The sequence below is a fragment of the Xanthobacter pseudotagetidis genome (genome assembly GCF_043194795.2).
In the GTDB taxonomy this organism is placed as follows: domain Bacteria; phylum Pseudomonadota; class Alphaproteobacteria; order Rhizobiales; family Xanthobacteraceae; genus Xanthobacter; species Xanthobacter tagetidis_A.
Map to the genome: position 1 here is coordinate 3580316 of NZ_CM195534.1, position 26309 is coordinate 3606624.

At 67.9% G+C, this 26309-nt stretch carries 22 protein-coding genes; 9 read left to right on the forward strand and 13 right to left on the reverse strand.

Annotated features, from left to right (window positions below; translation table 11 throughout):
- Positions 1–130: 130 nt before the first annotated feature.
- Both V5F67_RS16395 and V5F67_RS16400 read right to left on the reverse strand, forming a co-directional pair.
- Entirely contained in the window at positions 131–1435 is a 1305-nt protein-coding gene (locus tag V5F67_RS16395; protein WP_394016738.1) for a UDP-glucose dehydrogenase family protein, read from the reverse strand.
- A gap of 299 nt (positions 1436–1734) precedes the next feature.
- Positions 1735–3147, reverse strand: a complete 1413-nt coding sequence (locus V5F67_RS16400; protein ID WP_394016737.1) for a mannose-1-phosphate guanylyltransferase/mannose-6-phosphate isomerase — start codon at positions 3145–3147, stop codon at positions 1735–1737.
- A gap of 496 nt (positions 3148–3643) precedes the next feature.
- Here V5F67_RS16400 and cysD point away from each other — a divergent pair, with 496 nt between their 5' ends.
- The 3 genes from cysD (at position 3644) to V5F67_RS16415 (ending at position 7655) form a co-directional block, all read left to right on the forward strand.
- Positions 3644–4552, forward strand: a complete 909-nt coding sequence (cysD, locus tag V5F67_RS16405) for a sulfate adenylyltransferase subunit CysD (protein ID WP_394016736.1) — start codon at positions 3644–3646, stop codon at positions 4550–4552.
- A complete protein-coding gene (cysN, locus tag V5F67_RS16410; protein ID WP_394016735.1) occupies positions 4552–6444 on the forward strand; it encodes a sulfate adenylyltransferase subunit CysN in 1893 nt (630 codons plus the stop codon). The genes cysD and cysN overlap by 1 nt, the downstream gene beginning before the upstream one ends.
- A 200-nt stretch (positions 6445–6644) precedes the next feature.
- On the forward strand, positions 6645–7655 hold the full coding sequence (locus tag V5F67_RS16415; RefSeq protein WP_394016734.1) for an NAD-dependent epimerase/dehydratase family protein: 1011 nt from the start codon (positions 6645–6647) through the stop codon (positions 7653–7655).
- Between the two features lie 154 nt (positions 7656–7809).
- Here the strand turns inward: V5F67_RS16415 and V5F67_RS16420 are convergent, their stop codons facing one another.
- Positions 7810–9639: a right-handed parallel beta-helix repeat-containing protein gene (locus V5F67_RS16420; protein ID WP_394016733.1), complete on the reverse strand. Its 1830-nt coding sequence runs from the start codon at positions 9637–9639 to the stop codon at positions 7810–7812.
- Between the two features lie 202 nt (positions 9640–9841).
- Here V5F67_RS16420 and V5F67_RS16425 point away from each other — a divergent pair, with 202 nt between their 5' ends.
- The gene (locus V5F67_RS16425) at positions 9842–11050 is read left to right on the forward strand and encodes a CDP-glycerol glycerophosphotransferase family protein (RefSeq protein WP_394016732.1); all 1209 of its coding nucleotides are present in this window, start codon (positions 9842–9844) and stop codon (positions 11048–11050) included.
- A gap of 93 nt (positions 11051–11143) precedes the next feature.
- Complete coding sequence (locus V5F67_RS16430) at positions 11144–12379, forward strand: polysialyltransferase family glycosyltransferase (protein ID WP_394016731.1); 1236 nt, start codon at positions 11144–11146, stop codon at positions 12377–12379.
- 62 nt (positions 12380–12441) lie between these two features.
- Here V5F67_RS16430 and panC read toward each other — a convergent pair whose 3' ends face one another.
- Entirely contained in the window at positions 12442–13290 is an 849-nt protein-coding gene (gene panC, locus V5F67_RS16435; protein ID WP_394016730.1) for a pantoate--beta-alanine ligase, read from the reverse strand.
- Between the two features lie 143 nt (positions 13291–13433).
- Between panC and V5F67_RS16440 the strand changes: the two genes are divergently transcribed.
- Positions 13434–14441, forward strand: coding sequence for a P1 family peptidase (locus tag V5F67_RS16440; RefSeq protein ID WP_394016729.1), 1008 nt, complete (start codon positions 13434–13436; stop codon positions 14439–14441).
- 18 nt (positions 14442–14459) lie between these two features.
- The gene (locus V5F67_RS16445) at positions 14460–14972 is read left to right on the forward strand and encodes a hypothetical protein (RefSeq protein ID WP_394016728.1); all 513 of its coding nucleotides are present in this window, start codon (positions 14460–14462) and stop codon (positions 14970–14972) included.
- Here V5F67_RS16445 and V5F67_RS16450 read toward each other — a convergent pair.
- The 9 genes from V5F67_RS16450 to coxB all read right to left on the reverse strand — a co-directional run bounded on the left by V5F67_RS16450 (position 14960) and on the right by coxB (position 23190).
- A complete protein-coding gene (locus V5F67_RS16450; protein WP_394016727.1) occupies positions 14960–16225 on the reverse strand; it encodes an NAD(P)/FAD-dependent oxidoreductase in 1266 nt (421 codons plus the stop codon). The two genes, V5F67_RS16445 and V5F67_RS16450, sit on opposite strands and share 13 nt — an antisense overlap.
- Before the next feature lie 57 nt (positions 16226–16282).
- Positions 16283–17029 (reverse strand): SURF1 family protein, encoded by a 747-nt coding sequence (locus tag V5F67_RS16455; protein WP_394016726.1) that lies wholly within the window; start codon positions 17027–17029, stop codon positions 16283–16285.
- Between the two features lie 49 nt (positions 17030–17078).
- Complete coding sequence (locus V5F67_RS16460; protein ID WP_394016725.1) at positions 17079–17468, reverse strand: DUF983 domain-containing protein; 390 nt, start codon at positions 17466–17468, stop codon at positions 17079–17081.
- A 55-nt stretch (positions 17469–17523) separates the two neighbouring features.
- Positions 17524–18357, reverse strand: a complete 834-nt coding sequence (locus V5F67_RS16465) for a cytochrome c oxidase subunit 3 (protein WP_394016724.1) — start codon at positions 18355–18357, stop codon at positions 17524–17526.
- A gap of 91 nt (positions 18358–18448) precedes the next feature.
- A complete protein-coding gene (locus tag V5F67_RS16470) occupies positions 18449–19063 on the reverse strand; it encodes a cytochrome c oxidase assembly protein (RefSeq protein ID WP_394017786.1) in 615 nt (204 codons plus the stop codon).
- 107 nt (positions 19064–19170) lie between these two features.
- Positions 19171–19368 (reverse strand): cytochrome c oxidase system small membrane protein, encoded by a 198-nt coding sequence (locus tag V5F67_RS16475; protein WP_394016723.1) that lies wholly within the window; start codon positions 19366–19368, stop codon positions 19171–19173.
- Positions 19365–20339, reverse strand: a complete 975-nt coding sequence (locus V5F67_RS16480) for a heme o synthase (RefSeq protein WP_394016722.1) — start codon at positions 20337–20339, stop codon at positions 19365–19367. Before V5F67_RS16480 ends, V5F67_RS16475 begins: the two co-directional genes overlap by 4 nt.
- A 209-nt stretch (positions 20340–20548) precedes the next feature.
- Positions 20549–22183 (reverse strand): cytochrome c oxidase subunit I, encoded by a 1635-nt coding sequence (ctaD, locus tag V5F67_RS16485; protein ID WP_394016721.1) that lies wholly within the window; start codon positions 22181–22183, stop codon positions 20549–20551.
- A 161-nt stretch (positions 22184–22344) separates the two neighbouring features.
- Positions 22345–23190: a cytochrome c oxidase subunit II gene (gene coxB, locus V5F67_RS16490; protein ID WP_394016720.1), complete on the reverse strand. Its 846-nt coding sequence runs from the start codon at positions 23188–23190 to the stop codon at positions 22345–22347.
- A 474-nt stretch (positions 23191–23664) separates the two neighbouring features.
- Here coxB and V5F67_RS16495 point away from each other — a divergent pair, with 474 nt between their 5' ends.
- Both V5F67_RS16495 and V5F67_RS16500 read left to right on the forward strand, forming a co-directional pair.
- Positions 23665–24228, forward strand: a complete 564-nt coding sequence (locus V5F67_RS16495; protein WP_394016719.1) for an invasion associated locus B family protein — start codon at positions 23665–23667, stop codon at positions 24226–24228.
- Between the two features lie 197 nt (positions 24229–24425).
- Positions 24426–26273, forward strand: coding sequence for a monovalent cation:proton antiporter-2 (CPA2) family protein (locus tag V5F67_RS16500; RefSeq protein WP_394016718.1), 1848 nt, complete (start codon positions 24426–24428; stop codon positions 26271–26273).
- Positions 26274–26309 lie beyond the last annotated feature (36 nt).

Genomic DNA, 26309 nt, shown 5'->3' on the forward strand with positions numbered 1-26309 from the left:
ATGCTCCGGCTTGGCCGGAGCATGCCGGCGGGGAGAGCAGAGGTCGCGACACCCCCGCCCCTCCCCTCCCCGCAAGGGGGAGGGGTGGCCCTCTGCCAAATGAAGGGATCTGCGCCGGCAGGCCCCTGCCTCAGCCGCGGCCGACGCTTTGGTAGGCGAAGCCCAGCGCCGCCATCTCGTCGGGGCGGTAGATGTTGCGCAGGTCGACGACGATGGGCGACTTCATCAGCGCGTGGATGCGCTTCAGGTCCAGCGCCCGGAAGGCGTCCCACTCGGTGATGATGACCAGGGCGTCGGCGCCCTCGGCCGCCGCATAGGGCGTGTCCACATAGGCGACATCGTCCAGCACGAGCTTCGCCTGCGCCACTCCCTCGGGGTCGTGCGCCGTGATGTGCGCCCCGGCATCCTGGAGCGCGGTGATGATGGAGATGGACGGCGCGTCGCGCATGTCGTCGGTGTTGGGCTTGAAGGTCAGGCCCAGAACCCCGACCGCCTTGCCCCGCACCGAGCCGCCCAGGGCCTGGATGACCTTGCGCGCCATGGCGCGCTTCCTCTGGTCGTTCACCGAGACCACCGTCTCCACGATCCGGATCGGCGCCTTGTAGTCCTGGGCGGTCTTGATGAGGGCCAGCGTGTCCTTGGGGAAGCAGGAGCCGCCATAGCCCGGCCCGGCATGCAGGAACTTCGAGCCGATGCGGTTGTCGAGGCCGATGCCGCGCGCCACGTCCTGGACATTCGCGCCCACCTGCTCGCACAGGTCAGCGATCTCGTTGATGAAGGTGATCTTGGTGGCGAGGAAGGCGTTGGCGGCGTATTTCGTCAGCTCGGCCGTGCGGCGGGCGGTGAAGAGCACCGGCGCCTGGTTGAGGTAGAGCGGGCGGTAGAGCTCGGCCATGACCTGCTGGGCACGCTCGTCCTCGGTGCCCACCAGGATGCGGTCGGGCCGCTTGAAGTCGGCGATGGCCGCGCCCTCGCGCAGGAACTCGGGATTCGAGACCACCGCGAACTCGGCATCCGGACGGGTCTCGCGGATGATGCGCTCGACCTCGTCGCCGGTGCCCACCGGCACGGTCGACTTCGTCACCACCACGGTATAGCGCGAGATCGCGCGGGCGATGTCGCGCGCCGCCTGGTAGACGTACGATAGGTCCGCATGGCCGTCGCCGCGGCGCGAGGGCGTGCCGACGGCGATGAACACCGCCTCCGCCTTCTCCAGCCCCTCCTTGAGGCTGGTGGTGAAGAACAGGCGCTCGGCCTTCACGTTCGCGGCGACGAGATCGGCAAGGCCGGGCTCGTAGATGGGGATCTCGCCGCGCCGCAGCGCATCGATCTTGCGCGCATCGGTGTCCACGCAGGTGACGATGTGGCCGAAATCGGCGAAGCACGCCCCGGAAACCAGCCCCACATAGCCTGCGCCGATCATCGTCACGTGCATTGTCGCTCGTCCACTTGTCCGCTGGAGCCGGTTCGACCACGACGGGATGGTCCGATCCCGCCGGCTCCGATTCATCTGCCCGGTGCGCCGCGCGCGTCCGCGACATGGGCCGGGCGGCCGGGCTCACGCTGCGGAAGGCCGCCATCCGCCTGGAGGTGAGGCGATAATCCACCAATCGTGACGTCCCGATGTCCGCCTTTTGCGCCCTTGCGCGGCGAAGGGAAAGGGGCAAAACGGAACGGGCCGCCACACCGGCGCCCGAAGGCGCCGGGGACGGCCCGGCCGGAAGGCGGAAATGCTCAGACGCGCTGGTAGATGTCCTCCAGGCGGACGATGTCGTCCTCGCCCAGGTAGGAGCCGGTCTGCACCTCGATCAGCTCCAGCGGGATGCGGCCCGGATTGGCGAGCCGGTGCACGCTGCCCATGGGGATGTAGACCGACTCGTTCTCGTTCACGGTCTTGACGCTCTCGCCGACCGTCACCTCGGCGGTGCCGCGCACCACCACCCAGTGCTCGGCCCGGTGATGGTGCTTCTGGAGCGACAGCGTGCCCGAGGGCTCGACCACGATCTTCTTCACCTGGAAGCGCTCGCCGCGGCACACGCTCTCGTAGCTGCCCCAGGGGCGGTAGACCTTGTTGTGGCTCTCGACCTCGTTGCGGCGGGCGCTCTTGAGCGCGGCCACCAGCGCCTTCACGTCCTGGCTGCGGTTCGCGGGCATCACCAGCACCGCGTCCTCGGTGGCGATGACGGCGAGGTTCTCGATGCCGACGCCGGCCACCAGCGGGCCGTCGCTGCGCACATAATTGCCGTCGCTGTCGATCAGCGTCACCGGCCCCTTGGTGACGTTGCCCGCCTCGTCCGCCGTGCCGATCTCATAGACCGCGTCCCACGAGCCCACGTCCGACCACGTGAAGTCGCCCTTGACCACGGCCGCCTTGGAGGTGCGCTCCATCACCGCGAAGTCGATGGACTTGGCGGGCGCCGCCTCGAACGCGGCGGCGTCCAGCTTCAGGAAGCCGATGTCGACCTGCGCCTGCTCCACCGCGCTGATGGCGCAGCGGGCGATCTCGGGCTCGAATGCCTCGGCCTCGGAGAGCATGACGTTGGCAGGGAAAACGAAGTTGCCGGAATTCCAGAGATAGCCGGCATCCACGTACTTCTCCGCCGTGGCCGCGTCCGGCTTCTCCACGAAGGCGCGCACCTTGAACGCGCCCTCCACGGCGAGCGGCTCGCCCACGTCGATATAGCCGTAGCTGGTGCGCGGGCGGTCGGGCGCGATGCCGAAGGTGACGATGTTGCCGAGCGCGGCCGCGCGGGCCGCCACGAACACCGACGCGCGGAACTTGTCGGCCTCCAGCACCACGTGATCGGACGCCAGCACCAGGACCAGCGCCTCGGGTCCATGCTGCGACGCAACGTAGGCCGTCGCCGCGACCACGGCCGGCGCGCTGTCGCGCCGCGCGGGCTCCAGGATCACGGTGGGATTGATGCCGATCTCCAGCGCCTGCCGCTGCGCGTAGAAGCGATAGTCGTGGCTCGTTATCACGACGGGATCTGCGAAGTCCGCGCCCGGCGCCGCCCGCAGGAGTGTCTCCTGGAACAAGGAGTAATTAGAGTTGAGCGGGAGAAATTGCTTGGGAAGACTGTTGCGTGACAACGGCCAGAGACGGGTTCCCGTTCCGCCGGCCAAGATTACAGGCACGATCTTCATCTCTGCCCTCTTCCGTCCATCCGACCGTCGCGGTGCCCCCGGACGTGGAGCGCTAGCTTTGACACAGCCCCCCCGGCCCGTCCAGCATCCTGCAGTGCAATATGAAGCCGCATTCCAGGCCGGGGCGCCATCGCCGGGACGCCGTCGCCACGGCGGCCAGCGCCCGCGCGGTCCCGTCCTGCCTCGCAGCCGGATGCCTGCCCCAGCGCATCAAGCGACCATCGCGCCGCATTGCCCAGCAACGTCAGCCAGTGTATCTACGCTGCCCTTGTCTTCGTGCAGGCAGCTGACGCATTGCCGGCATGATTTGCGGCCTCCGGGGAGCAGCAATTCACGATAAGTGCTGTAGAATTTGCTCCACAGCAAAGCCGAAGGACGATGCGCGGGATTTTTTTCTTGCTCCGACATCCGGATCTTGCGAATGCGCACGGCTCGACCGGGCGTGCAGGGCGGCACCGCGGCCGGATGCAATGAGGCAACACCCAAGGTGACAAACGTGTCGCAAGATCGCCTGACGCACCTCAAGCGGCTCGAGGCCGAATCCATCCACATCATGCGCGAGGTGGCCGCGGAGCTGAGCAATCCGGTGATGCTCTATTCCATCGGCAAGGACTCGGCCGTGATGCTGCACCTCGCGGTGAAGGCCTTCCATCCCTCCAGGCCGCCCTTCCCGCTGATGCACATCGACACCACGTGGAAGTTCCGCGAGATGATCGCGTTCCGCGACGAGACGGCGAAGCGGCTCGGCTTCGATCTCATCGTCCACACCAACGAGGCCGGCCTCGCCCAGGGCATCAACCCGTTCGACCACGGCTCCTCGCTCTACACCCAGGTGATGAAGACCGAGGCGCTGAAGGCGGCGCTCGACAAATACGGCTTCAACGCCGCGTTCGGCGGCGCCCGCCGCGACGAGGAGAAGAGCCGCGCCAAGGAGCGCATCTTCTCGTTCCGCTCCGCCAACCACGTCTGGGACCCCAAGACCCAGCGCCCGGAGCTGTGGAACCTCTACAACGCCCGCATCCGCCCGGGCGAATCCCTGCGCGTGTTCCCGCTGTCGAACTGGACCGAGCTCGACATCTGGCAATACATCCTGCTGGAGAAGATCCCCATCGTGCCGCTCTACTTCGCCGCCGAGCGCCCCGTGGTGTGGCGCGGCGGGCAGATGATCATGGTGGACGACGCGCGCCTGCCGATGGCGCCCGGCGAGACGCCGGAGATGCGCATGGTGCGCTTCCGCACGCTCGGCTGCTACCCGCTCACCGCCGCCATCGACAGCGACGCCGCCACGCTGGAGGCCATCGTGCGCGAGATGCTGATCGCCCGCACCTCCGAGCGCGCCGGGCGGCTCATCGACCATGACGAGGCCGCGTCCATGGAGAAGAAGAAGCGCGAGGGCTATTTCTGATGGACCAGACCCACGGCCTCGCCTCCGCCCTCGACCATCTTTCCGCGCACGAGAGCAAGGGGCTCCTGCGCTTCCTCACCTGCGGCAGCGTCGACGACGGCAAGTCCACGTTGATCGGCCGCCTGCTCTACGACACCAAGCTCCTGTTCGAGGACCAGCTCGCCACCCTCGAAAGCGACAGCCGCAAGCACGGCACCACCGGCGAGGACCTCGACTTCGCGCTGCTGGTGGACGGGCTCGCCGCCGAGCGCGAGCAGGGCATCACCATCGATGTCGCCTACCGCTTCTTCGCCACCGAGAAGCGCAAGTTCATCGTCGCCGACACGCCCGGCCACGAGCAGTACACCCGCAACATGGCCACCGGCGCCTCCAACTCCGACCTCGCCGTGATCCTGGTGGACGCGCGCAAGGGCATCCTCACCCAGACCCGCCGGCACTCCTACATCGCCGCGCTGCTGGGCATCCGCCACGTGGTGCTGGCGGTCAACAAGATCGACCTCGCCGATTTCTCAAAGGCCGTGTTCGACGAGATCGTCGCCGCCTACCGCGCGTTCGCGAAGGATTTCGGCTTCGAGACCCTGGTGCCGATCCCGCTCTCGGCCCGCTTCGGCGACAACGTGATGGAGCGCAGCGCCCGCACCCCCTGGTACGGCGGCCCGGCGCTGCTGGAGCACCTGGAGCAGGTGGAGGTCGTGAGCGCGGCCGCCGCGCGCCCATTCCGCATGCCGGTGCAGTGGGTGAACCGGCCGAACCTCGATTTCCGCGGCTTCTCCGGCACCGTCGCCTCGGGCACGGTGCGCGCCGGCGACGAGGTGGTGATCGCCAGCTCCGGCGTCACCACCCGCGTGAGATCCATCGTCACCGCGGACGGCGACCTCGCCGAGGCCGTGGCGGGCGAGGCCGTGACCCTCACGCTGGCGGACGAGGTGGATGCCTCGCGCGGCGACGTGATCGCCGCCGCCGCGGCGCGCCCGGAATTCTCCGACCAGTTCGCCGCGCATCTCATCTGGATGCACGAGGAGCCGCTGCTGCCCGGCCGCTCCTACCTGATCAAGATCGGCACCCGCACGGTCGGCGCCTCGGTGACCGAGATCAAGCACAAGGTGGACGTGAACACCTTCCAGCACCTCGCGGCCAAGACGCTGGCCCTGAACGAGGTGGCGGTGGTGAATTTCGCCACCCAGGCGCCGGTCGCCTTCGATCCCTTCGCCGCGGCGCCGCAGACCGGCGCCTTCATCGTCATCGACCGCATGTCCAACCTCACGGTGGGGGCGGGCATGATCGACTTCGGCCTGCGGCGCGCCACCAACGTGCACTGGCAGGCGCTGGAGGTGACCAAGGAGAGCCGCGCCGCCTTGAAGGCGCAGAAGCCGGTGGTGCTCTGGTTCACCGGCCTGTCGGGCGCCGGCAAGTCCACCATCGCCAACATCGTCGAGAGGAAGCTGCACCTCCTGGGCCGCCACACCACGATGCTGGACGGCGACAATGTGCGCCACGGCCTCAACCGCGACCTCGGCTTCACCGAGGCCGACCGGGTGGAGAACATCCGCCGCGTGGCCGAGGTCTCGCGCCTGTTCGTCGATGCCGGGCTGATCGTGCTCGTCTCCTTCATCTCGCCGTTCCGCGCCGAACGCCGCATGGCGCGCGAGCTGCTCCAGCCGGGGGAGTTCGTGGAGATCTTCGTCGACACGCCGCTCGCCGTGGCGGAGAGCCGGGACGTCAAGGGCCTCTACAAGCGCGCGCGCGCCGGCGAGATCCGCAACTTCACCGGCATCGACAGCCCGTACGAGCGCCCCGAGGAGGCGGAGATCGTGCTCCAGGGCGGGACGGTGTCGCCCGATGCCCTCGCCGACCAGATCGTGGCGTATCTCCAGGACCGGGCCTACCTCTGAGCAGGGCCGCCCCGGTTCCCGGCCGTCCCGCGCTGCCCGCCGGAACGGCGCCGGCAGGCCGGCGCGCGCCGGAGGCTTGATTCCCGATCGCAGGGCAGATAGCCAGTGCGGCATTCCTCGCGCCCGCCGCGCATGCGCGGAGGGGCGGCGGCGCGAGGGCCCGAACGCTGCCGAACGAGCGCACACAGACGAGCCCCTCCATGCGTTTCCTCATCACCGGTACCGCCGGCTTCATCGGCTTCCACCTCGCGCGCCGGCTGCTGGACGCGGGGCACTTCGTCGTCGGCTACGACGGCATGACGGACTATTACGACCCGGCGCTCAAGCGCGCGCGCCACGCTTTGCTCGCGCGCTCGAACGGCTTTCGCGCCTTCGAGGCGCGGCTCGAGGACATGGCGACGCTGACGGCGGCGACGGAAGCGGCGGCGCCCGACATCATCGTCCACCTCGCCGCCCAGGCGGGGGTGCGCTACTCCATCGAGCATCCGCGCACCTATGTGGATTCGAACCTGGTCGGCTCCTACAACGTGCTGGAGGCGGCGCGGGCGGCACGGCCGAAGCACCTGCTGATGGCCTCCACCAGCTCGGTCTATGGCGGCAACGAGCGGATGCCGTTCGCCGAGACCGATCGCGCCGACTGGCCGATCACGCTCTATGCCGCCACCAAGAAGGCCATGGAAGCCATGGCCCATTCCTATGCCCATCTGTGGCAGATGCCCACCACCTCGTTCCGCTTCTTCACCGTCTACGGCCCCTGGGGCCGGCCGGACATGGCGCTGTTCAAGTTCGTGGACGCGATCCTGTCGGGCCGCCCCATCGAGATCTACGGCATGGGCGAGATGCGGCGCGACTTCACCTATGTGGACGACATCGTCGAGGCCATCGTCCGGCTCGCCGACGTGCCGCCGGTGACCGGCAGCCCCGTGAGCGCGGCCGGCATCGAGGACAGCCTCTCCCCGGTCGCGCCCTGGCGCGCGGTGAACATCGGCGGCGGCCAGCCCGTCGGCCTGCTGGATTTCGTCGAGGCCATCGAGGCGGCGGTGGGCCGTCCGGCGGAGAAGCTCATGCTGCCCATGCAGCCGGGCGACGTGCGCGAGACCTTCGCCGATCCCCGGCTGCTGGAGGCCCTCACCGGCTACCGGCCGCAGACCCCGCTCAGCACCGGCGTGCCGGCCTTCGTCGCCTGGTACCGGGCGCATTACGGGAAATAGCGGCGAGCGCGGCGATGAGGCCACGCCGCGCGCCTCGGCCCGGCTCGCCCGCCTGCTCCGCGCCTCAGGACCGTGTACGCCGCAGGCCCCTGGTGTTGCTGGCCTGGCGTTGACGGCGGAGGCCGAGACAGGACCGCGCCGCGCCGTTCGCGGATCAGGGCTTGCCGACCGTCACGCCGCCGCCCTGCGCATCCTCGTTTCCGGACGCCGATATCTCGGCGCCGCCCGGTGCCGACAGGTCCACGATCTTCGGCACCCGGTTGTCGGCGATCACGAATGTCGGCGCGCCGAAGCGGTTGGGCACGCCATTGACCGCGATGGCGAGGTCGGCCGATCCGGAGCGCTGGCGCACCTCGTTGTTGCGGATGACCGTCAGGCCCGGCCCGATCTTCGACGCGCTGATCGCGACCGTTCCGGGCGCCATCTGCGCCTCCACGACCAGGGTGTTGTCGGCGATCCGCGAGTCCCGGCGCCCCGGATATCCGCCGATACCGACGAGGGCCTGCGGGCCGGATGTGGAACGGTCGAAGAGGAACTGGTTCTTCTCCATCACCACGGAGCCGGCCAGCCGATAGTCGAGATTGCACTGCGTGTTCAGGAACTGATTGCCGATGAACGTCAACGCCGAGCTGTAGCTCGGCAGGACGGCCCCGAGGCCGTCACTGCCGGTATAGGCGAAGAGATTGTTCCTGCACGTGATCTCGACCTTTCCGTCGCCGGAGAAGCCGGCGCTGCGCATGGCGAACAGGTAGCGCCCGCCCGGCTTGCCGATGGGCTTGGCGGCGAGGCGCTCGACGACCGTCGCCCCCTTTCCGGTCTGGACACCAACATTGTCCTCAAACAGGATGTTTTTGGCGGCATAAAACGTCGAATAGCAGAAATTTCCAGCGTCAATGGCTATATTTCCCCGAGCGACACAATCGATACACCCTTCAAAATCTATAGATGTATCAATTATATCTTGCGCGAAATTATCCTCGATAAGAACATCTGCGCCATTGTTGCCATAGAATGCCCCATTTGATCCATGCATTTCATTCCCGACGATGAGGAATTCCTGCACCCGACGGAGAAACTGCGCGCCCCCGCCCTCCAGCGACCTGGCGCCTCCGCCCCACCAGCTGATGTTGGCGAACCGCCCCTTGTTGTACGCCGCGACAATGCGCCGTCCGAAATCGACGCGCAGCGACTGGAACATATAGGCTTCGCCATCGACATTGTTGTCGATGAACAGGATATCTTCGTTGAGGTCGGTCGGCGCGTCGGGCGAAAATCCCGCGACCACCGCCGGGTCGATGTCGGCGCTGGGTGTCGGCTGCTTGCGCCGGTAGACCTGCTGCCGTGCATGGCCGACGCGCAAACCAGACATGCGCCGGACCCTGCATCGGGTGAAGCGGAGGTCGCGCACATTGACCGCCGTGACCGCGGAACCGCCAAAAGCTGGCGCCTCGACGGAAAAGTCCAGGCGATCGAACCAAAGCCCGCGAACGAACTCGTCAGCGGCCGCGCTCTCGTCCTGGACCAGAAATGCGATGCCCGCCTCTTTGTCAGGCCGAATCTTGGCCCCGCCTTCTTCACCCAGAACGGAGACCGGCTGGCGGATCCTGATGGTTCGGCTCAGCCGCAGCACGCCATGCGCCGGCAGACGCACCACCGGCGCACCGGAGTCGACCGCGCGCTGAAGCGCATCGCTGTCATCGGCCTGCCCATCGAGCACCGCGCCAAATGAGCGCACATCCACGGCTTGGGGGCTGGCCATCCGCCGGGCCGCCTCCTCGTAAAGACTGGAGAGATTGACCGGCCCCACCACCGGCCTGCGCTTGAGGCTGCCGAGTTCCGCAAGGCGATCCCGCAAAACGCGGTGCGGATCGGCAAAGAAGAAATCCTGCGCCGGCCGCTGAGCCCTCGCAGCCGGAACACCAGCCAGAATACCGAGCGAAGCGAGAAGGAGATCCCGCCGGCTGAGTTGCGGCCACCGTCCCATCGATCTTTCCCTTCGGTTCGGCTCCCGCCGGCGCGAGGCGCCGCAGCTTCAGCTTAATGAGCATCGACCGACGGCCTCAGCCTTCATATATTCTACGATACCCACGAAATGTGGTATCAATTCGCTAGGCAAGTCTAATTCGGGAGCCGCATTCGTGAGGATTTGCGCACTAATTTCGCAAGGCTCTTCAAGATCCACGCTTTTGAGCGTCATAAAACAAATTGAGTTTCTCGATGTCGGCTCCAAGAGCATCTTTATCGACGTTCAACCTCTGCATGCACGAAACCCGCAAAAGATGCCTGACGTTGACGGATACGATACGGTGCATATTACACCGTCCGCCCTGCAATTTCGCGCATTTACCCGGAACTCGCGATTGAACATGATGCTGAATGGAGGACGGCTTGCCTTCATTCGCATGATGCACGCTTGTCGCGACATCTTATCTCAAGTCAACCCTCAGGCGATTTTGCTTTGCCATGATCAGCTATTCGTCGAGGCGGCCTTTGTAGATGCGGCCAAACAATTGGGAATTCCAACGATTTTCGTTCAAGAGGGACCCTTTCGGATCATCAAGGACAACAAGCCCACGCGCTTCGCGTCCAAGATGAGGCTGCATGCAACCCGTCTCGCTGAATCGGCTGGCATCGTTCCTGCAATCGCCCCCTATGGATTGGCCGACTACGCTGGCGTCCTGTGCGCTTCAGAGCACTACCGAAAAATCTGGGTCCGGGCCGGCGCGAACGGGAGCCGAGTACATGTCGTGGGCGTCCCGCGCTTCGACGCATTGCGGGAGGCAATCGAGCCCGAGCCCGAGCCCGACCGTTCAGCGCAGCGCCGAATCGTTCTGATATCCCAGCCTTTCGCTTCAGATCGGTTCGTAACGCAGCGGGCAAGCGATGATCTGCTTGAAATGCTTGCTCGCGGACTGAACAAGGCCCATGCGCTTGAGCCCTTCACGTTTAATATCCGCCTGCATCCGCGTGCGAGCGAGGAGACGGCCCAAGCCCTGACATCCCGCCTGGATTTCCCATTTGGATTTGACGACAACAAGACCGCGATCGAGAAGTCGATCGCTCGATACGACTGTGTCATTGGCCATTATTCGACAGCTTTGCTCGAATCGATAATAAAAGAAAAAAATACGATAATAGTTCCCGTTCCAAAAAGTGGATTCTTATATGAAGAAGAAGCCAACAAGCAGGCGTGGTTTGAATCGATCGGAGTACCTGTTGCCTACGATTCGGATGAATGCGCCCGAACGATCCTGGATGTAATCCGCTCTGAAACACGAACCTCTTTCGCATCAGGCCTAGAAGACGAATGCGGCCTTGTCGACGGAAAGGCAAGCCGCCGCGCGGCCGTGTTTATTCAGAAAATAGTTTCAATTCCGAATTCACCTGTAAAATAAAACCAATCTGCCCGCTTCATGTTTCTGAGTGAAACTGGCGTAGACAACACGCTAAAACATGTAATTGTAACATACAAATTCAGGAACAATCGGATGAATATGTGTGCAATTGTGACAAAAGGTTCATCTGGCTCGACATTGACTCGCATTGATGCTGCTGCTCGCCTGATGGATCCGTCCGTTGACTGCTTGTATGTTGACATTCAGCCAATGCATTCTCGATTACCGGGTCGAGTGGCATTGGATGAGAGCCTGAAAATCACGCACGTCGACCCGGCTTTCTTCGGCCTTTCGACCCTGACTCGAAATTCGAGAATCAATCTGATTGTCAGTGGCGGCGTCGCGGCAGCGAACAGGATGATTGACCGCGCGAGAGAGTTTCTTAAAGAACACGATATCAAAGCCCTTCTCCTTTGCAATGATCGCCTATTTACTGAATATGCCTTCGTTCAAGCTGCAAAACAGCTGGGCATTCCGACGATTTTTATCCAAGAAGGGCCATTTTGTATCATCAAGTATATCGATCCTACTCATCACTGGACGAAGATTAGGCACAATGCCAATACTTGGGCGGCACGCTTGGGATTTATCCCAAAAATCGAACCTTACGGCTTGAACGGGCACACCGCGGTCCTATGTGTTTCAGAATCCTACCGAGGACGGTGGATAGCTGGTGGGGCCGATCCATCCTCCATATATGTTGTCGGTGCTCCTCGTTTCGACGATTTGGCCACATTAGACCATGTAACGCTCCCAACAACTCGTAGAGTACTGTTCCTCAGCCAGCCCTTTGCCGCCGATCGCAAGGTGACCGAAGCTGCCAGCCGCGCGGTGCAAAAATTGACGGCCGATGCTTTCAACGCTGCGTATGCGCTCGATCCATTCGAGCTCACCCTGCGCATACATCCCCGCGCGAAGAAGGAAACGATGCGTCCCTTGCTCGACGCTTTGCAGATTCCCTACGAGATCGATCCCAGCGAAAAGCCCCTTGAACGTGTCCTGTTCAATTTCAATTGCGTCGTCGGTCATTATTCGACCGGGCTGATTGAAGCATTGATCATGGGCCGCAGCATTTGCGTCGTGCCCGTCGAGACAGAGGGCTTCCGCCTCGCCGACGAGGCCGATAAGCAGCTCTGGTTCGAGGATCTCGGCGCCCCCATTGCGCGTGACCCGGAGACGGGGGGAGCCGCGCTGCAGGCCGCCCTTGGCGGGGCCGAACCCACGTTCGACAAGCAACGGCTCGAAAGCGAGTGCGGCGTCACGGACGGCCGGGCGACCGAGCGCGCCGCGTCCGTGGTGCTCGACATTCTCCGCGCCCGCGGCGCCTGAGCCGGCGCCGCCCCCAGCCACGGGGACGGCCGCTCATCCGCCTCCGAGCGCGGGAGGGGCGTTCACACCGGGATGTTGTCGATGAGGCGCGTGGTGCCGAGCCAAGCCGCCGCCAGCAGGCGCACCGGCTCGCCGGAGGCCGCCAGCGGCGCCAGCGTCTCGGCGTTGCGCACCGCCACGTAGTCGACCTTGAGCCCGGCGGCGGCGATGCGCTCGCTCGCCTGCGCGGTGGCAAGGCTCGGATCGCCGCCGGCGCGGATCATCTCGGCGGCGCCGTTGAGCGCGTGGTGGATCACCGGCGCGGTGGCGCGCTCCTCGGCGGAGAGATAGGCGTTGCGGGAGGACAGAGCGAGCCCGTCCGCCTCGCGGATGGTCGGCATGCCCACCACCTGGACGCCGAGGTCGAGGTCGCGCGAGAGGCGGGTGACCACCTTCAGCTGCTGGTAGTCCTTCTCGCCGAACAGCGCATAGTCGGGCGTCGCGTGGATGAAGAGCTTGGCCACCACGGTGGCGACGCCGCCGAAGAAGTGCGGGCGGAAGTCGGTCTCCAGCCCCTCGGACGGCCCGCCCACCACGATCCGGGTGGCGAAGCCCTGCGGATACATCTCGGTCGCGGACGGGGCATAGACGAGGTCGGCCCCCACGTCGGCGAGCTTGTCGAGGTCGGCCTCGAAGGTGCGCGGATAGCGCGAGAAGTCCTCGGTCGGGCCGAACTGTGTCGGGTTCACGAAGATCGACACCACCGAGCGCCCGGCGATCTCGCGCGCCCTGCGCACCAGTGCGATGTGCCCGGCATGGAGCGCGCCCATGGTCGGCACCAGCGCCACCTTCGCGCCCTCGCCGCGGAAGCCGCGCACCGCCCCGCGCAGCTGCGACACCGTCTCCACCACCCTCGGCCTCGTGCGAGCCATATCGAGCCTCCCCGTGCTTTGGCGCCGGACCCTAATGGCCGAGCGCGCGCGAGGAAAGCGGTCCTTGCCCGTTTCGCGCGCCGAGGCCGCCGCGCGTTCCCTCGCGCCCCGTCCCGCACTATGAAGGACGCGGAGGCAAGAGCGTGCGCAATCTCATCACCGACGTTCCCGGCATCCGCGTGGGCAACGCCACCGACCCATCTGCCGGCACCGGCGTCACCGTCGTGCTGTGCGAGGAGCCCGCGGTCGCGGCGGTGGACGTGCGCGGCGGCGGTCCCGGCACGCGCGAGACCGACCTGCTCGATTCGTCCGCCACCGTGGACCGGGTGGACGCCGTCACCCTCTCCGGCGGCTCCGCCTTCGGCCTCGATGCCGCCGGCGCGGTGGCGGCGCGGCTGGCGGCGCGCGGGCGCGGCTTCGCGGTCGGCCCGGCGCGGGTGCCGATCGTGCCGGCGGCGGTGCTGTTCGACCTGCTCGACGGCGGCGACAAGGCGTGGGGCGAGGAGCCGCCCTATCGCCGCCTCGGGCGCGAGGCCCTCGACGCGGCGGACATCGAGTTCGCGCTCGGCAGCGTCGGCGCCGGCACGGGGGCCACCACCGCCACGGTGAAGGGCGGGCTCGGCTCCGCCTCGGCGGTGACACCCACTGGCCACGTGGTGGGGGCTGTGGTGGCGGTGAACGCGGTCGGCAGCCCGCTGGTGGGCGCCGGGCCGCACTTCCGCGCCGCGCCCTACGAGCGGGACCGCGAGTTCGGCGGCCTCGGCCTGCCGGCGCACTTTCCGGACGAGGCGGTGGCGCCGCCGCTCAAGTCGCGGGCGAGCCGCATGGCCACCACCATCGCCGTCGTCGCCACCGACGCGGTGCTGAACCCGATCCAGGCCGACCGGCTGGCGGTGATGGCGCAGGCAGGGCTCGCCATGTCGCTTTATCCCATCCACACGCCGCTCGACGGCGACTGCGTGTTCGCCCTCGCCACCGGCCGCAGGCCGCTGGAGGCGCCGCTCGCCGACCTCGCCGTGATCGGCGCCGTGGCGAGCCTGGTGCTCGCCCGCGCCGTGGCGCGCGGCGTCCATGCGGCGCGACGCCTGCCGTTCCCCGATGCCCAGTTCGCCTGGAGCGACCTGTTCGGCGTCCCTCTCGCCGGCGCCTGACCTCACCGGAGCCCGCCCATGACCCACCTGCCCACCCCCGCCGCGCGCCATGCCCCGCAGGAGCCCCGCGCGCGGCGCCTCGGCGGCGCCCTCGCGGTGATCTTCTGGTGCGCCTGCGGCATCACCGCCGTGCCGCTGGCGCTCATCTTCTCGGTGATCGCCAATGTGGGCGTGGAGGCCGCGACCTCGCTGCTGCTCGACGGCCTGCGCGGGCCGGGCCTGTCGGCGGAGCTGCTGCGCCTGGGGCTGCTGCCGCAGGCGGTGCTGTTCATATGGGCGCTCGCCATGGTGCTGTTGACCGTGGCGCGCTCGCGCCATGCGCTCACGGCGGTGCCGTGGCTGATGGTGGCCTGGGTGCTGGTCTCCGCCTACGCCCAGTTCTCCATCCGCTCGGTGCTGCAGCAGGGGGCGGTGGACACCATGGACTTCGCCGCTCTGTTCCCGAACCTGCTGCTCCAGGCGGCGACCGCGGCCGCGGTGTTCGGCTATTTCGCCGAGGGCGAGCGGCCGAAGGCCTATTACGTGCGCTGAGCGGCGCGCGCGCCGAAGCGGGTGGGCGCGAAGGGCGCCGGGTCGGTGAAGGGCGTCGCCCCGGTCATCATCTCCGCCAGCAGGCGGCCGGTGACCGGGCCGAGCGTCAGGCCCCAATGGCCGTGGCCGAAGGCGAGGTGCAAGCCACCGATGCCCGGCGCCGGGCCGATCACCGGCTTCGAATCCGGAAACGCCGGCCGCCGGCCCAGCCACGGCTCGCTCTCGCGCACCGCGCCGAGCGGCAGCAGCTCGCGCGCACGGGGCACGTCGCGATGGATCTGCACCGGGCTCGACCGCGATTCGACCCCCGCGAACTCGACGCCCGTGGTCAGGCGGATGCCGTAGCGCGTGTTCTGGAGCGCATAGCCATAGGCGACATCCACCAGCGCCCGGCCGAGCGTCATGCCGCCCTCGGGCGCGAGATGCACGTGGTAGCCGCGCTTCGGCGCCAGCGGCAGCGGCAGGCCGAGCGGGCGCAGCACGTCGAGCGACCAGGGGCCGAGGCAGACCACCGCCTCGTCCGCATCCACCGGCCCCGAGGCGGTCTCGACCCGCCAGCCGCCGCCCTGGCGGCGCAGGGTGCGCGCGTCGCCCTGGATCAGCAGGCCGCCGCGCTGCTCCAGAAGGCCGGCATAGGCCTTCACCAGGCCGCCGGGGTCGGAGCAATTGTCGCAATCGTGCCAGTGGATGGCGGCGTCGAACACCGGCCGCAGCGCCGGCTCCAGCGTGCAGGCGGCCTCGGTGTCGAGCACCGAATAGGCCACCTTGAGATCGTCGGCGAGCGCCCGCTCGGCCGCGGTCTTCGAGAACTGCCGTTCCGTGCGGTAGAGCTTCACCCAGCCGGTGGGCGTGAGCAGCCCCATGGCGCCCGCCGGGCCGGCGAGGGCATGGTGCTCGGCCCGCGCCACGTCGAGCAGCGGGCGCAGGTCGCGCGCGGTGGCCTCCAGGCCCTTCGGGCTGGAGGCGGCGAAGTAGGACAGGAGCCAGGGCGCGAAGCCCGGCAGGCTGGCGATCTGGTAATTGCTCTCCGACGACAGCTTCAGCGCATGGCGCAGCAGCACCGGAATGTCGCGCGGGAATCCCACCGGCAGCAGCGCGCTGCCCTCGATGACGCCGGCATTGCCGAACGAGGTGCCCTCCCCCGGCGGGCCGCGATCGAGCAAGGCCACCGAGAGTCCGCGCGCCCTGAGGTGCAGCGCCACGCTCACGCCGACCGCACCGGCCCCCAGAACCACCACGTCGGTCCGTGCCATGACACCCTCTCCCGCAGCCGCCCCGCGCATCCTGATGCAAGGACGGGACCGGCGCATTCAGCCTTTCGGCGGAGCCGCGCCACGCCGGCGCGACCATGCCACGGCCGCGACCACGCCCGCCAGGGTGGCGGCAAGGCCGTACCAGGTGAGAGCATATTCCAGGTGCCGGTTCGGCAGGTCCGCCTTGGCGCCGGGGCTCACCGGCAGCCCGCCCGGGGCCGCCCCCTTGTCCAGCTCCACATAGAAGCCCGGCGCGCCCGCAAGGCCGCGGGCCGCGGCGATCTCCAGCGGGTCGCGGCGGTAGAAGGCGTTGCGCGCCGGATCGTTGGCCGGGACGAAGGCGCTGGTCTCCTCCGGAAACCTGAGCGCGCCCGTCACCTGCTGCTCGCCCGCGACCTGCCCCTCGGCCCGGGTCGCGACATCACGCCGCTCCAGCGGCACGAAGCCGCGATTGACCAGCACCGGCGGACCGTCGCCGCGCACCAGCGGCGTGATGACGAAATAGCCCGGGCTGCCCTTCAGCTTGCCGAGATCCTCGCCCGCCACGCCATAGACCAGCGCCTCCTTGGCATGGTCGTAGGTCCCGCGCACCGTCACGTGGCGGTATTCGTCGCGCGCGCGGTCGAGCTGCGGCCAGTCGGCGGCGGGCGGCAACGGCTGCGGCGCCGCCGCGGCGCGCGTAGCGATGGTGGCGAGGAGGTCGCGCTTCCAGGCCAGGCGGCCGAGCTGCCAGGTCCCGAGGCCGACCAGGACGGCGAAGGCCGCCAAGGCGACGAGGGACGCAAGAACGGGCGAGCGCCGCATGGCGGTCAGGCTCCGGATCGCGGCCGGCCGGGCGCGCCGGCCGGCATCCTCAGGAGCCGGCTCCGCGGTCGAGCCGGCCCTCGGCCGCCTTGTTGCGGTATTGCAGCGCCACCATCAAGGCCTTCAGAGGCCTGAGCATGCCGATGCTGACCAGCAGGATCAACGGCAGCCACAGCAGCACATGGACCCAGAGCGGCGGCTCGTAGGCGAACTCCACCCAGAGCGCGAGCCCCACCACGATCGTCCCGGCGATGAGGATGACGAACACCGCCGGCCCGTCCCCCGCATCGGCGAAGGAATAATCGAGGTCGCAGGCCTCGCACTTGGGCGCGAGGTCGAGAAAGCCCTTGAACAGCTTGCCGCGGCCGCAGCGGGGGCAGCGGCAGCCGAGGCCCGCGGCGAGCGGCGAGACCGGCGCGCGATAGGGTTGCCCTGCCATCACGCCCGCCTTTCCCGCGGCGCTGCCGCCGCGCCGCCATGCGCGAGGATGCGCATCAGTGCGTCGCCGTGCCCGCGGTCGCCCACACATAGATGAAGGTGAACAGGAACAGCCACACCACGTCCACGAAGTGCCAGTACCAGGCGGCGGCCTCGAAGCCGAAGTGCTTCTTGGGGGTGAAGTCGCCCACATAGGCGCGCAGCAGGCACACGGCGAGGAAGATGGTGCCCACGATCACATGGAAGCCGTGGAAGCCGGTCGACATGAAGAAGGTGGCGCCATAGATGTTGCCGGCGAAGGAAAAGTGGGCGTGCGAATACTCGTAGGCCTGCAGCAGCGAGAAGATGAAGCCCAGCGCCACCGTGCACCACAGGCCGTACTTCAGGCCCTGGCGATCGCCGTGGACGATGGCGTGGTGGGCCCACGTCACGGTGGTGCCGGAGGTCAGAAGGATCAGGGTGTTGAGCAGCGGCAGGTGCCAGGGATCGAAGGCCTCGATGCCCTTGGGCGGCCACACGCCGCCGGTGAACTCCATGCGCTGGAAGTTGATGGCCTCGCCCGCGAACAGCGAGGCGTCGAAGAAGGCCCAGAACCAGGCGACGAAGAACATCACCTCCGAGGCGATGAACAGGATCACGCCGTAGCGCAGGCCCAGCACCACCACCGGCGTGTGGAAGCCGGCGCGGCTCTCGCGGATCACGTCCCGCCACCAGCCGAACATGGTGTACATGATGCCGAGGATGCCGACGATGGCGATGAGGCTGGTGCCGCCGTGCATCCAGATCACGCCGCCCGACGTGGCGATGAGGGCCGCCACCGAGCCGATGATCGGCCACGGGCTCGGGTCCACCACATGGTAGTCGTGATGCTTGACGTGTGCCTCGGCCATGGCGGCCTCCCTTCCCCGATCTCAGCGGAGCCGGCCCGAAGGCGCGGCTCCCGTTAAAGCTGCCGCGCGACGGCGGCGGATGTCGATCGCCCTAGAGCGGCTTGCCGCCCTTCGCCTCGCCGATCCCCTCGACGCGCGCCACCGGCTTCGCCGGCGCCTTGGAGGGGAAGAAGGTGTAGGACAGCGTGATGGTCTTCAGGCCCTTGAGGTCCGGATCGTCCAGGATCGCCGGGTCGATGTAGAACACCACCGGCATGTCGAGCCGCTCGCCCGCGGACAGCGCCTGCTCCTCGAAGCAGAAGCACTGCAGCTTGACGAAATAGGCGCCCGCCTGGGCCGGCGTGACGTTGTAGGTGGCGTTGGCGCGGGTCTCGGCGGGCGCGTTGTTGTCCGCCTCGTAATGGGCAAGCGAGGTCTCGCCGATCTTCACGCTCATGGCGCGCTGGACCGGGCGGAAGGCCCAGGGAAGGCCGGGCGCCACGTTGGCGTCGAAGCGGATCTCCATGCTGCGCTCGACCGGCGTCGGCGCCGGCCCGCCGGAGGCGACGCGGGTGGCGCCGCCGAAGCCGGTCAGCGAGCAGAACATGGCGTAGAGCGGCACCGACGCGTAGGCGACGCCCACCATGGCGGCGATGAAGCCGAGGCAGGCGACCGCGATCAGGCGATGCCGGCCCTCGAGCCCGCGCCCCGTCGTCCGGCCTGCGATCTGGTCCTTCTGCGCGTCCACGTCCGCCTCTTCTCTCCAGCCCCCGGCCCGCCTGCCGTGCTCTCGCCCCGGCGTGTCCGCCGCGGCGTCCGGTCCCTCGTCCCCCGTCAGAGCGGGCGGTTCAGCACGTTGGGACCGAGCTTCACGATCGTCACCACGTAGAACAGGATCGCCAGGAACCCCAGCACGGTGGCGATGGCGACGTTGCGCGCCCGCCGCCGCCGAACCTGCTCCGGCGTCAGAACCACACCTTCCTCGTCCCCCGCCTTCTGCTCCGGCGGAAGCGGCGCCTCGTCCTTGCTCATGCCGCGCCGAAGCCCGTGAAGGCCGGCAGCAGGCGCGTCACCAGCGCCTCGCCCAGCAGGGTCGCGAACAGCAGGAACAGATAGAGGATCGAGAAGCCGAACATGGCCTTGGCGGCCGAGACCGCCGCGGCGCCCTCGCGGCGGCGGTAGACGCGCACGGCGAGATGCAGGAGCACGGCGCCGCAGGCGGCCGCCACCACGCCGTAGACGATGCCGGCGAAGCCGAGCACCGCCGGGCTGATGGCGAGCGGCACCAGGAACAGCGTGTAGAGCAGGATCTGCCGGCGCGTCTCGTCCGGGCCGGCGGTCACCGGCAGCATGGGCACGCCGGCACGGGCATAGTCGTCGGCCCGGTAGAGGGCGAGCGCCCAGAAATGCGGCGGCGTCCAGAAGAAGATGATCGAGAACAGCAGCACCGGCTCCAGGCTCACCGTGCCGGTCGCGGCGGCCCAGGCGACCAAGGGCGGAAACGCGCCGGCGGCGCCGCCGATGACGATGTTCTGCGGCGTCGAGCGCTTCAGCCACATGCTGTAGATCACGACGTAGAAGAAGATGGTGAAGGCGAGCAGCGCGCCGGAAAGCTCGTTCACCAACAGGCCCAGCACCACCACGGAGAAGGCGGAGAGGGTGAGGCCGAAGGCGAGCGTCTCCTCGGCCGAGACCCGGCCGGAGGGGATGGGACGGCCCGCGGTGCGCGTCATGATCGCGTCGATGTCGCGGTCCCACCACATGTTCAGCGCGCCGGAGGCGCCGGCGCCGACGGCGATGCACAGGAGCGCGGTGAAGGCGAGCACCGGGTGCATCTCGCCCGGCGCGCGCACGAGCCCCACCAGCGCGGTGAAGATGACGAGCGACATCACCCGCGGCTTCAGCAGCTCGACGAAGTCGGCCGGACCGGCAAGCCCCCCCGCCGCCTGCGGCGCGCCCGCCGCGGCTTCGGTCTTGGACAGGCTCACGCTCACGTCACTCATGCACGTCACTCATGCTCGAAACCCTCGATCCGGACCGGACCCGGCAACATCCCGCCCCCACCAGGCGCCCCCACCAGGCGCCCGTGCCCGGCGCCGATTCCCGCGGACCCGCTTCCGCGGACCCGAAAGGCGCCGGTGGCCCGGCGCCCTTCCCGGGGAGCGCTTGGCTCCCGCGATCCCGCCGCCTGCCCGGCGGCGGGCGCCGCCGCTCACTTGATGCGCGGCAGCACCTCGAACTGGTGGTAGGGCGGCGGCGACGGCAGCGTCCATTCCAGCGTCGTCGCGCCCTCGCCCCACGGGTTCGCGGCGGCCTTCTCCTTGCGGATCAGGGCGATCGCGGTGCCGGTGAGGAAGATCAGCACCGCCACGCCCGAGATGTACGAGCCGATGGAGGAGATGAAGTTCCAGTGGGCGTAGGCGTCCGGATAGTCCGCATAGCGGCGCGGCATGCCGGCGAGGCCCAGGAAGTGCTGCGGGAAGAACACCAGGTTCACGCCGACGAAGGTGACCCAGAAGTGCAGCTTGCCCCAGAACTCGGGGATCATGTAGCCGAACATCTTCGGGAACCAGTAGTACCAGCCGGCGAAGATGGCGAACACGGCGCCCAGCGACAGCACGTAGTGGAAGTGCGCCACCACGTAGTAGGTGTCGTGCAGCGAGCGGTCGATGCCGGCGTTCGACAGCACCACGCCGGTGACGCCGCCGACCGTGAACAGGAAGATGAAGCCGATCGCCCACAGCATGGGGGTGCGGAACTGGATCGAGCCGCCCCACATGGTGGCGATCCACGAGAAGATCTTCACGCCCGTGGGCACGGCGATGATCATGGTCGCGGCCACGAAGTAGGACTGCGTGCCCGTGGACAGGCCCACCGTGTACATGTGGTGCGCCCACACCACGAAGCCCACCACGCCGATGGCGACCATCGCGTAGGCCATGCCGAGATAGCCGAACACGGGCTTGCGCGAGAAGGTGGAGACGATGTGGGAGATCAGCCCGAAGCCGGGCAGGATCAGGATGTACACCTCGGGATGGCCGAAGAACCAGAACAGGTGCTGGAACAGGATCGGGTCGCCGCCGCCGGCCGGGTCGAAGAAGGTGGTGCCGAAGTTGCGGTCGGTGAGCAGCATGGTGATGGCGCCCGCCAGCACCGGCAGCGACAGCAGCAGCAGGAAGCCGGTGATGAGCTGGGACCAGGCGAACAGCGGCATCTTGTGCAGCGTCATGCCCGGGGCGCGCATGTTGAAGATGGTGGTGATGAGGTTGATGGCGCCGAGCAGCGAGGACGCGCCGGCGATGTGCAGCGAGAAGATCAGGAGGTCCATGGCCGGGCCGGGATGGCCGATCTTGGACGACAGCGGGGGATAGATGGTCCAGCCGCCGCCGAAGCCGTTGGAGCCGGGCGCGCCTTCCACGAACAGGGAGGACAGGGCCAGGATGAAGGCCGGCGGCAGCAGCCAGAAGGCGATGTTGTTGATGCGCGGGAAGGCGGTGTCCGGCGCGCCGATCATCAGCGGGGCGAAATAGTTGCCGTAGCCGCCGATGAGCGCCGGCATCACCATGAAGAAGATCATGATGAGGCCGTGGCCGGTGGTGAAGACGTTGAAGGTCGCAGGATCTGAGAAGATCTGCATCCCCGGCTCCTGCAGCTCCATGCGGATGCCGATGGAGAGCGCGCCGCCCACGATCCCCGCCACGATGGCGAAGAGCAGGTACATCACGCCGATGTCCTTGTGGTTGGTGGAGAAGACCCAGCGCCTCCACCCCGTGGGGATGTGATCGTCGTGCGCATCGTCGTGAGCGTTGTGGGAAATCGCTTCGGTCCCGGTGCCGTGGCTCGCCATACGCTTGATCCTCGGTTGCCCGGCGCGGCCCTGGCGGAGCCGACCCGGCATGCGTTTTTCTCAGGTCCGGGCTGAAACGTCCGGCGGTTCCTCATTCCGAGCCGGCGGGGAGCGGTCCCACCGGCGCCGCGCTCACTGCGCCCCGCTCACTGCCGCCCCGCTCACTGCGCCGAGGCGAAGGTGAGCAGGCTCCGGCCCTCGGGGGCGGAGGCGAACTTGGCCTTGGCCTGGGCGATCCAGGCCTCGAAATCCTTCTCGCTCACGACGCGCACCGCGATCGGCATGAAGGCGTGGTCGCGGCCGCACAGCTCCGAGCACTGGCCGTAATAGACGCCCTCGCGGGTGGCGCGGAACCAGGTCTCGTTCAGGCGCCCCGGCAGAGCGTCGATCTTGATGCCGAAGGACGGCACGGCGAACGAGTGGATCACGTCCGCGGCCGTCACCTGGACGCGGATGTTCTTGTTCACCGGCACCACCACCTCGTTGTCGACGGCGAGCAGGCGCGGCTGGCCGGGCTTCAGGTCCTTGGTGGGCACCATGTACGAATCGAAGCCGAAGCCGCCGTTGTCCGGATACTCGTAGGACCAGTACCACTGGTGGCCGGTGACCTTCACGGTGAGGTCGGCCTGGGGCACGTTGAGCTCCAGGTGCAGCAGCCGGAAGGACGGCACGGCGATCACCACCAGGATCATCACCGGGATCACGGTCCAGGCCACCTCGATCAGCGTGTTGTGGCTGGTCTTGGAGGGCACCGGGTTGGAGCGCTCGTTGTAGCGCAGGATCACCACCACCAGCAGCACCAGCACGAACAGCACGATCGCGGTGATGATGGCGAGCAGGAGGTAGTTGAAATCGTGGATCTTCTCCATCACGGGCGTGGCCGCGCTCTGGAGGTTGATCTGCCAGTCGGCCGGCTGGCCCATCTGGGCGTTGGCCGCGCCGGACGCGAAGACCGCCGAAAGAAGGCTGCCGACGAAAAGTCCAGCGGCGCGGACGAGCGACATCATGGTCTGGAACTCTCCTTGGTCGGCGGAAGCGCGCCGAGTTTTTCCGGTCTTTTTGCCACTGCAAGAGCGCGCCGAATGACGGCAGCCACTCTCCCTAGAATTCATCAAACACAATTGGTCGCGCCTTGCAATCGCCCGGATCAGGCCCAATTGGGCAAAACGCCCAAGCGCCCGCGGCACCTGCGTTTCCTCTCGCCGCCGCCATCGGTTAACTGATTGAATCGGCGATGTTTAAGACCGGCCATGAGGCCGTCTGACGCAGGGCCGCTGGCCTATCTAAATACCAGACAAGAGACAAAATACCGCGCAGGACCTGCGGTATGCGAGCGCCACCCGGCGGACCCATGCTATTGGCGCCTGCCGCCCGCGCCGCCCCATTGTTGACAGGAAGGCTAGGGCAATAAGTCATTGGTTCACGAAATTCAGATAAGGCAGAACCATCCGGCTGCCGCCGGGTCCCTGCCGGAGCACACGATGGTCCTGACCTCCCCTGCCTGCCCACGCTTCGTTTCGGGCCGTGCCGCCACGGCGCGGCGCGGGAGAATGGTCGGAGCGCTGCTCCTGCTCGCCGCCGCCGTGCTTCTGGCCGGCCAGCGGCCCGCGGCGGCGCAGGGCGTGGTGAAATCGGTGCACGGCGACTGGCAGATTCGCTGCGACACGCCGCCCGGGGCGCAGGGCGAGCAGTGCGTGCTGCTCCAGTCGGTGTTCGCCGACGACCGGCCCAATGTCGGCCTGACCGTGATCGTGCTGCGCACCGCCGACCAGAAGAGCCGCCTGCTGCGCGTGCTGGCGCCGCTCGGCGTGCTGCTGCCGGCGGGCCTCGGCCTCAAGATCGACGACCAGGACGTGGGGCGCGCCGGCTTCGTGCGCTGCCTGCCCAACGGCTGCGTCGCCGAGGTGGTGATGGACGATGCGCTCGTCAATCGCCTCAGGACCGGCAAGCAGGCCATCTTCATCATCTTCCAGACCCCCGAGGAGGGCATCGGCGTGCCGCTGTCGCTGAACGGATTCGCCAGCGGCTTCGACGAGCTGAAGTGACCGCGCCCTGACGCGCCCGCGCCGCGCCGAGGCCCACGCCAGCGCCGCCACGCGCCGGAAACCCCGGCCCCTGCGGCGGTGAGTTTCGCGATCGCGCCGCAAGCCTCGGCTTGGCCGCATGACGGGCATGGTTTGGACATGCTTGCTGACCAAAAAGGTCGGCGGGGGCCGACGCGACGCGCGAAGGGATAGCGGGCATGCATGGGGAAGACCACGAGCTGTTCATCGCGGCGCTGGCCTTTCTCTGCGCCGCGGTGATCGCGGTGCCGGTGGCGCGGCGCCTGGGCTTCTCCCCCGTGGTCGGCTACCTGCTGGTGGGCATCGCCATCGGCCCCGTGGGCTTCAACGTCGCCAATCCGACCGTGGTCTCCACCGTCGCCGAGCTCGGCGTGGTGATGCTGCTGTTCCTGATCGGCATCGAGCTGAAGCCGTCCCATGTCCTCTCCATGAGCCGCTACATCTTCGGCCTCGGAGCGGCGCAGCTTCTCGTCACCACGACGCTGTTCGCGCTGCTCGCGGTGTTCGGGCTCGGCTTCGGCTTCGCCGCCGCGCTGGTGAGCGGCGCCGCGCTCGCCATCTCCGGCACCGCCATCGCGCTCCAGCTCCTGGGCGAGCGCGGCGACCTCGCCGCCCCTTACGGGCAGCGCACCTTCTCCATCCTCCTGTTCCAGGACATGGCGGTGGTGCCGCTGCTAGCGCTGGTGCCGCTGCTGGCGTCGGGGCCGGTGGAGACGGCGGCGGACCCCACCGCCACGGTGCTCAAGGCGCTGGGCGCGGCGGCGGCGATCGGCGTGATCGTGGTCTCCGGCCGCTACCTGCTCAACCCGATCTTCCGCGTGCTGGCCCGCTCCGGCGCCCGCGAGGCCATGACGGCGGCGGCGCTGCTGGTGGTGCTGGGCGCGGCCGGCCTGATGCAGCTCGCCGGCATGTCCATGGCGCTCGGCGCGTTCCTCGCCGGCCTGCTGCTCTCGGAAAGCACCTTCCGGCACGAGATCGAGGCCAATCTCGATGGCTTCCGCGGCCTGCTGCTGGCGCTGTTCTTCATGAGCGTCGGCATGTCGCTGAACCTCGCCGTGGTGGGCGAGCACATCCCGGCGCTGATGATCGCCACCCTCGCGGTGGTCGGCATCAAGAGCGCGGTGGTCTTCAGCGTGTTCCGCCACGACAACATCGCCCCGGCCGAATCGCTGCTCGCCGCGGTGGCGCTGACGCCGGCGGGAGAGTTCGCCTTCGTGCTGTTCCCGCTCGGGCTCGCCACCGGCATCCTCAAGGGCCCGCAGGCGGACCTGCTGATCGCGCTCGCCGCGCTCACCATGATCGTCGGGCCGCTGCTGTTCGCGCTGGTGGGGCGCCTCGCCCCCAAGATCGCCCGCCGCACCGCGCCGCCCGAGCCCGCGCCCGACGACTTCACCGAGGCGGACGGCTCGGTGCTGGTGATCGGCTTCGGCCGCTTCGGGCAGATCGTCGCCCAGTGCCTGCTGGCGGAGGGCGTGAGCGTCACCATCATCGACAACGACGTGGAGATGATCCAGTCGGCCGGCCGGTTCGGCGTCCATATCTATTACGGCGACGGCACCCGGCTCGACGTGCTGCGCGCGGCCGGGGCGGAGCAGGTGGAGGTGATCTGCGTCTGCGTCGACGACAAGGAGGTCGCCAACCGCATCGTCGACATCGTGCGCTCATCGATCCCCAACGCGCGGCTCTATGTGCGCGCCTACGACCGGGTCCATTCCATGGACCTCCTGCGCAAGGGGGTCGACTACGAGATCCGCGAGACGCTCGAATCGGCGCTGGCCTTCGGCGGCCGCACGCTGGAGGCGCTCGGCTTCGCCGCCGATTCGGCGGCGGCCCGCATCGCCGACGTGCGCGTGCGCGACCGCCGTCGCCTGGAGCGCCAGCTGGAGGAAGGCATCTTCGCCGCCGACGACCTGTGGACCAAGCGCAAGGTGGAGCCCGAGCCCCTCACCGCGCCGGAGAAGAAGGCCCGGCCCATCAACCCGGAGGCGCAGGACATCCTCACCCACGAGACCGAGTTCTCGGGCTGAGGCGGCCGGCCCGGGCGCCCCGGCGCCAACGAGGGA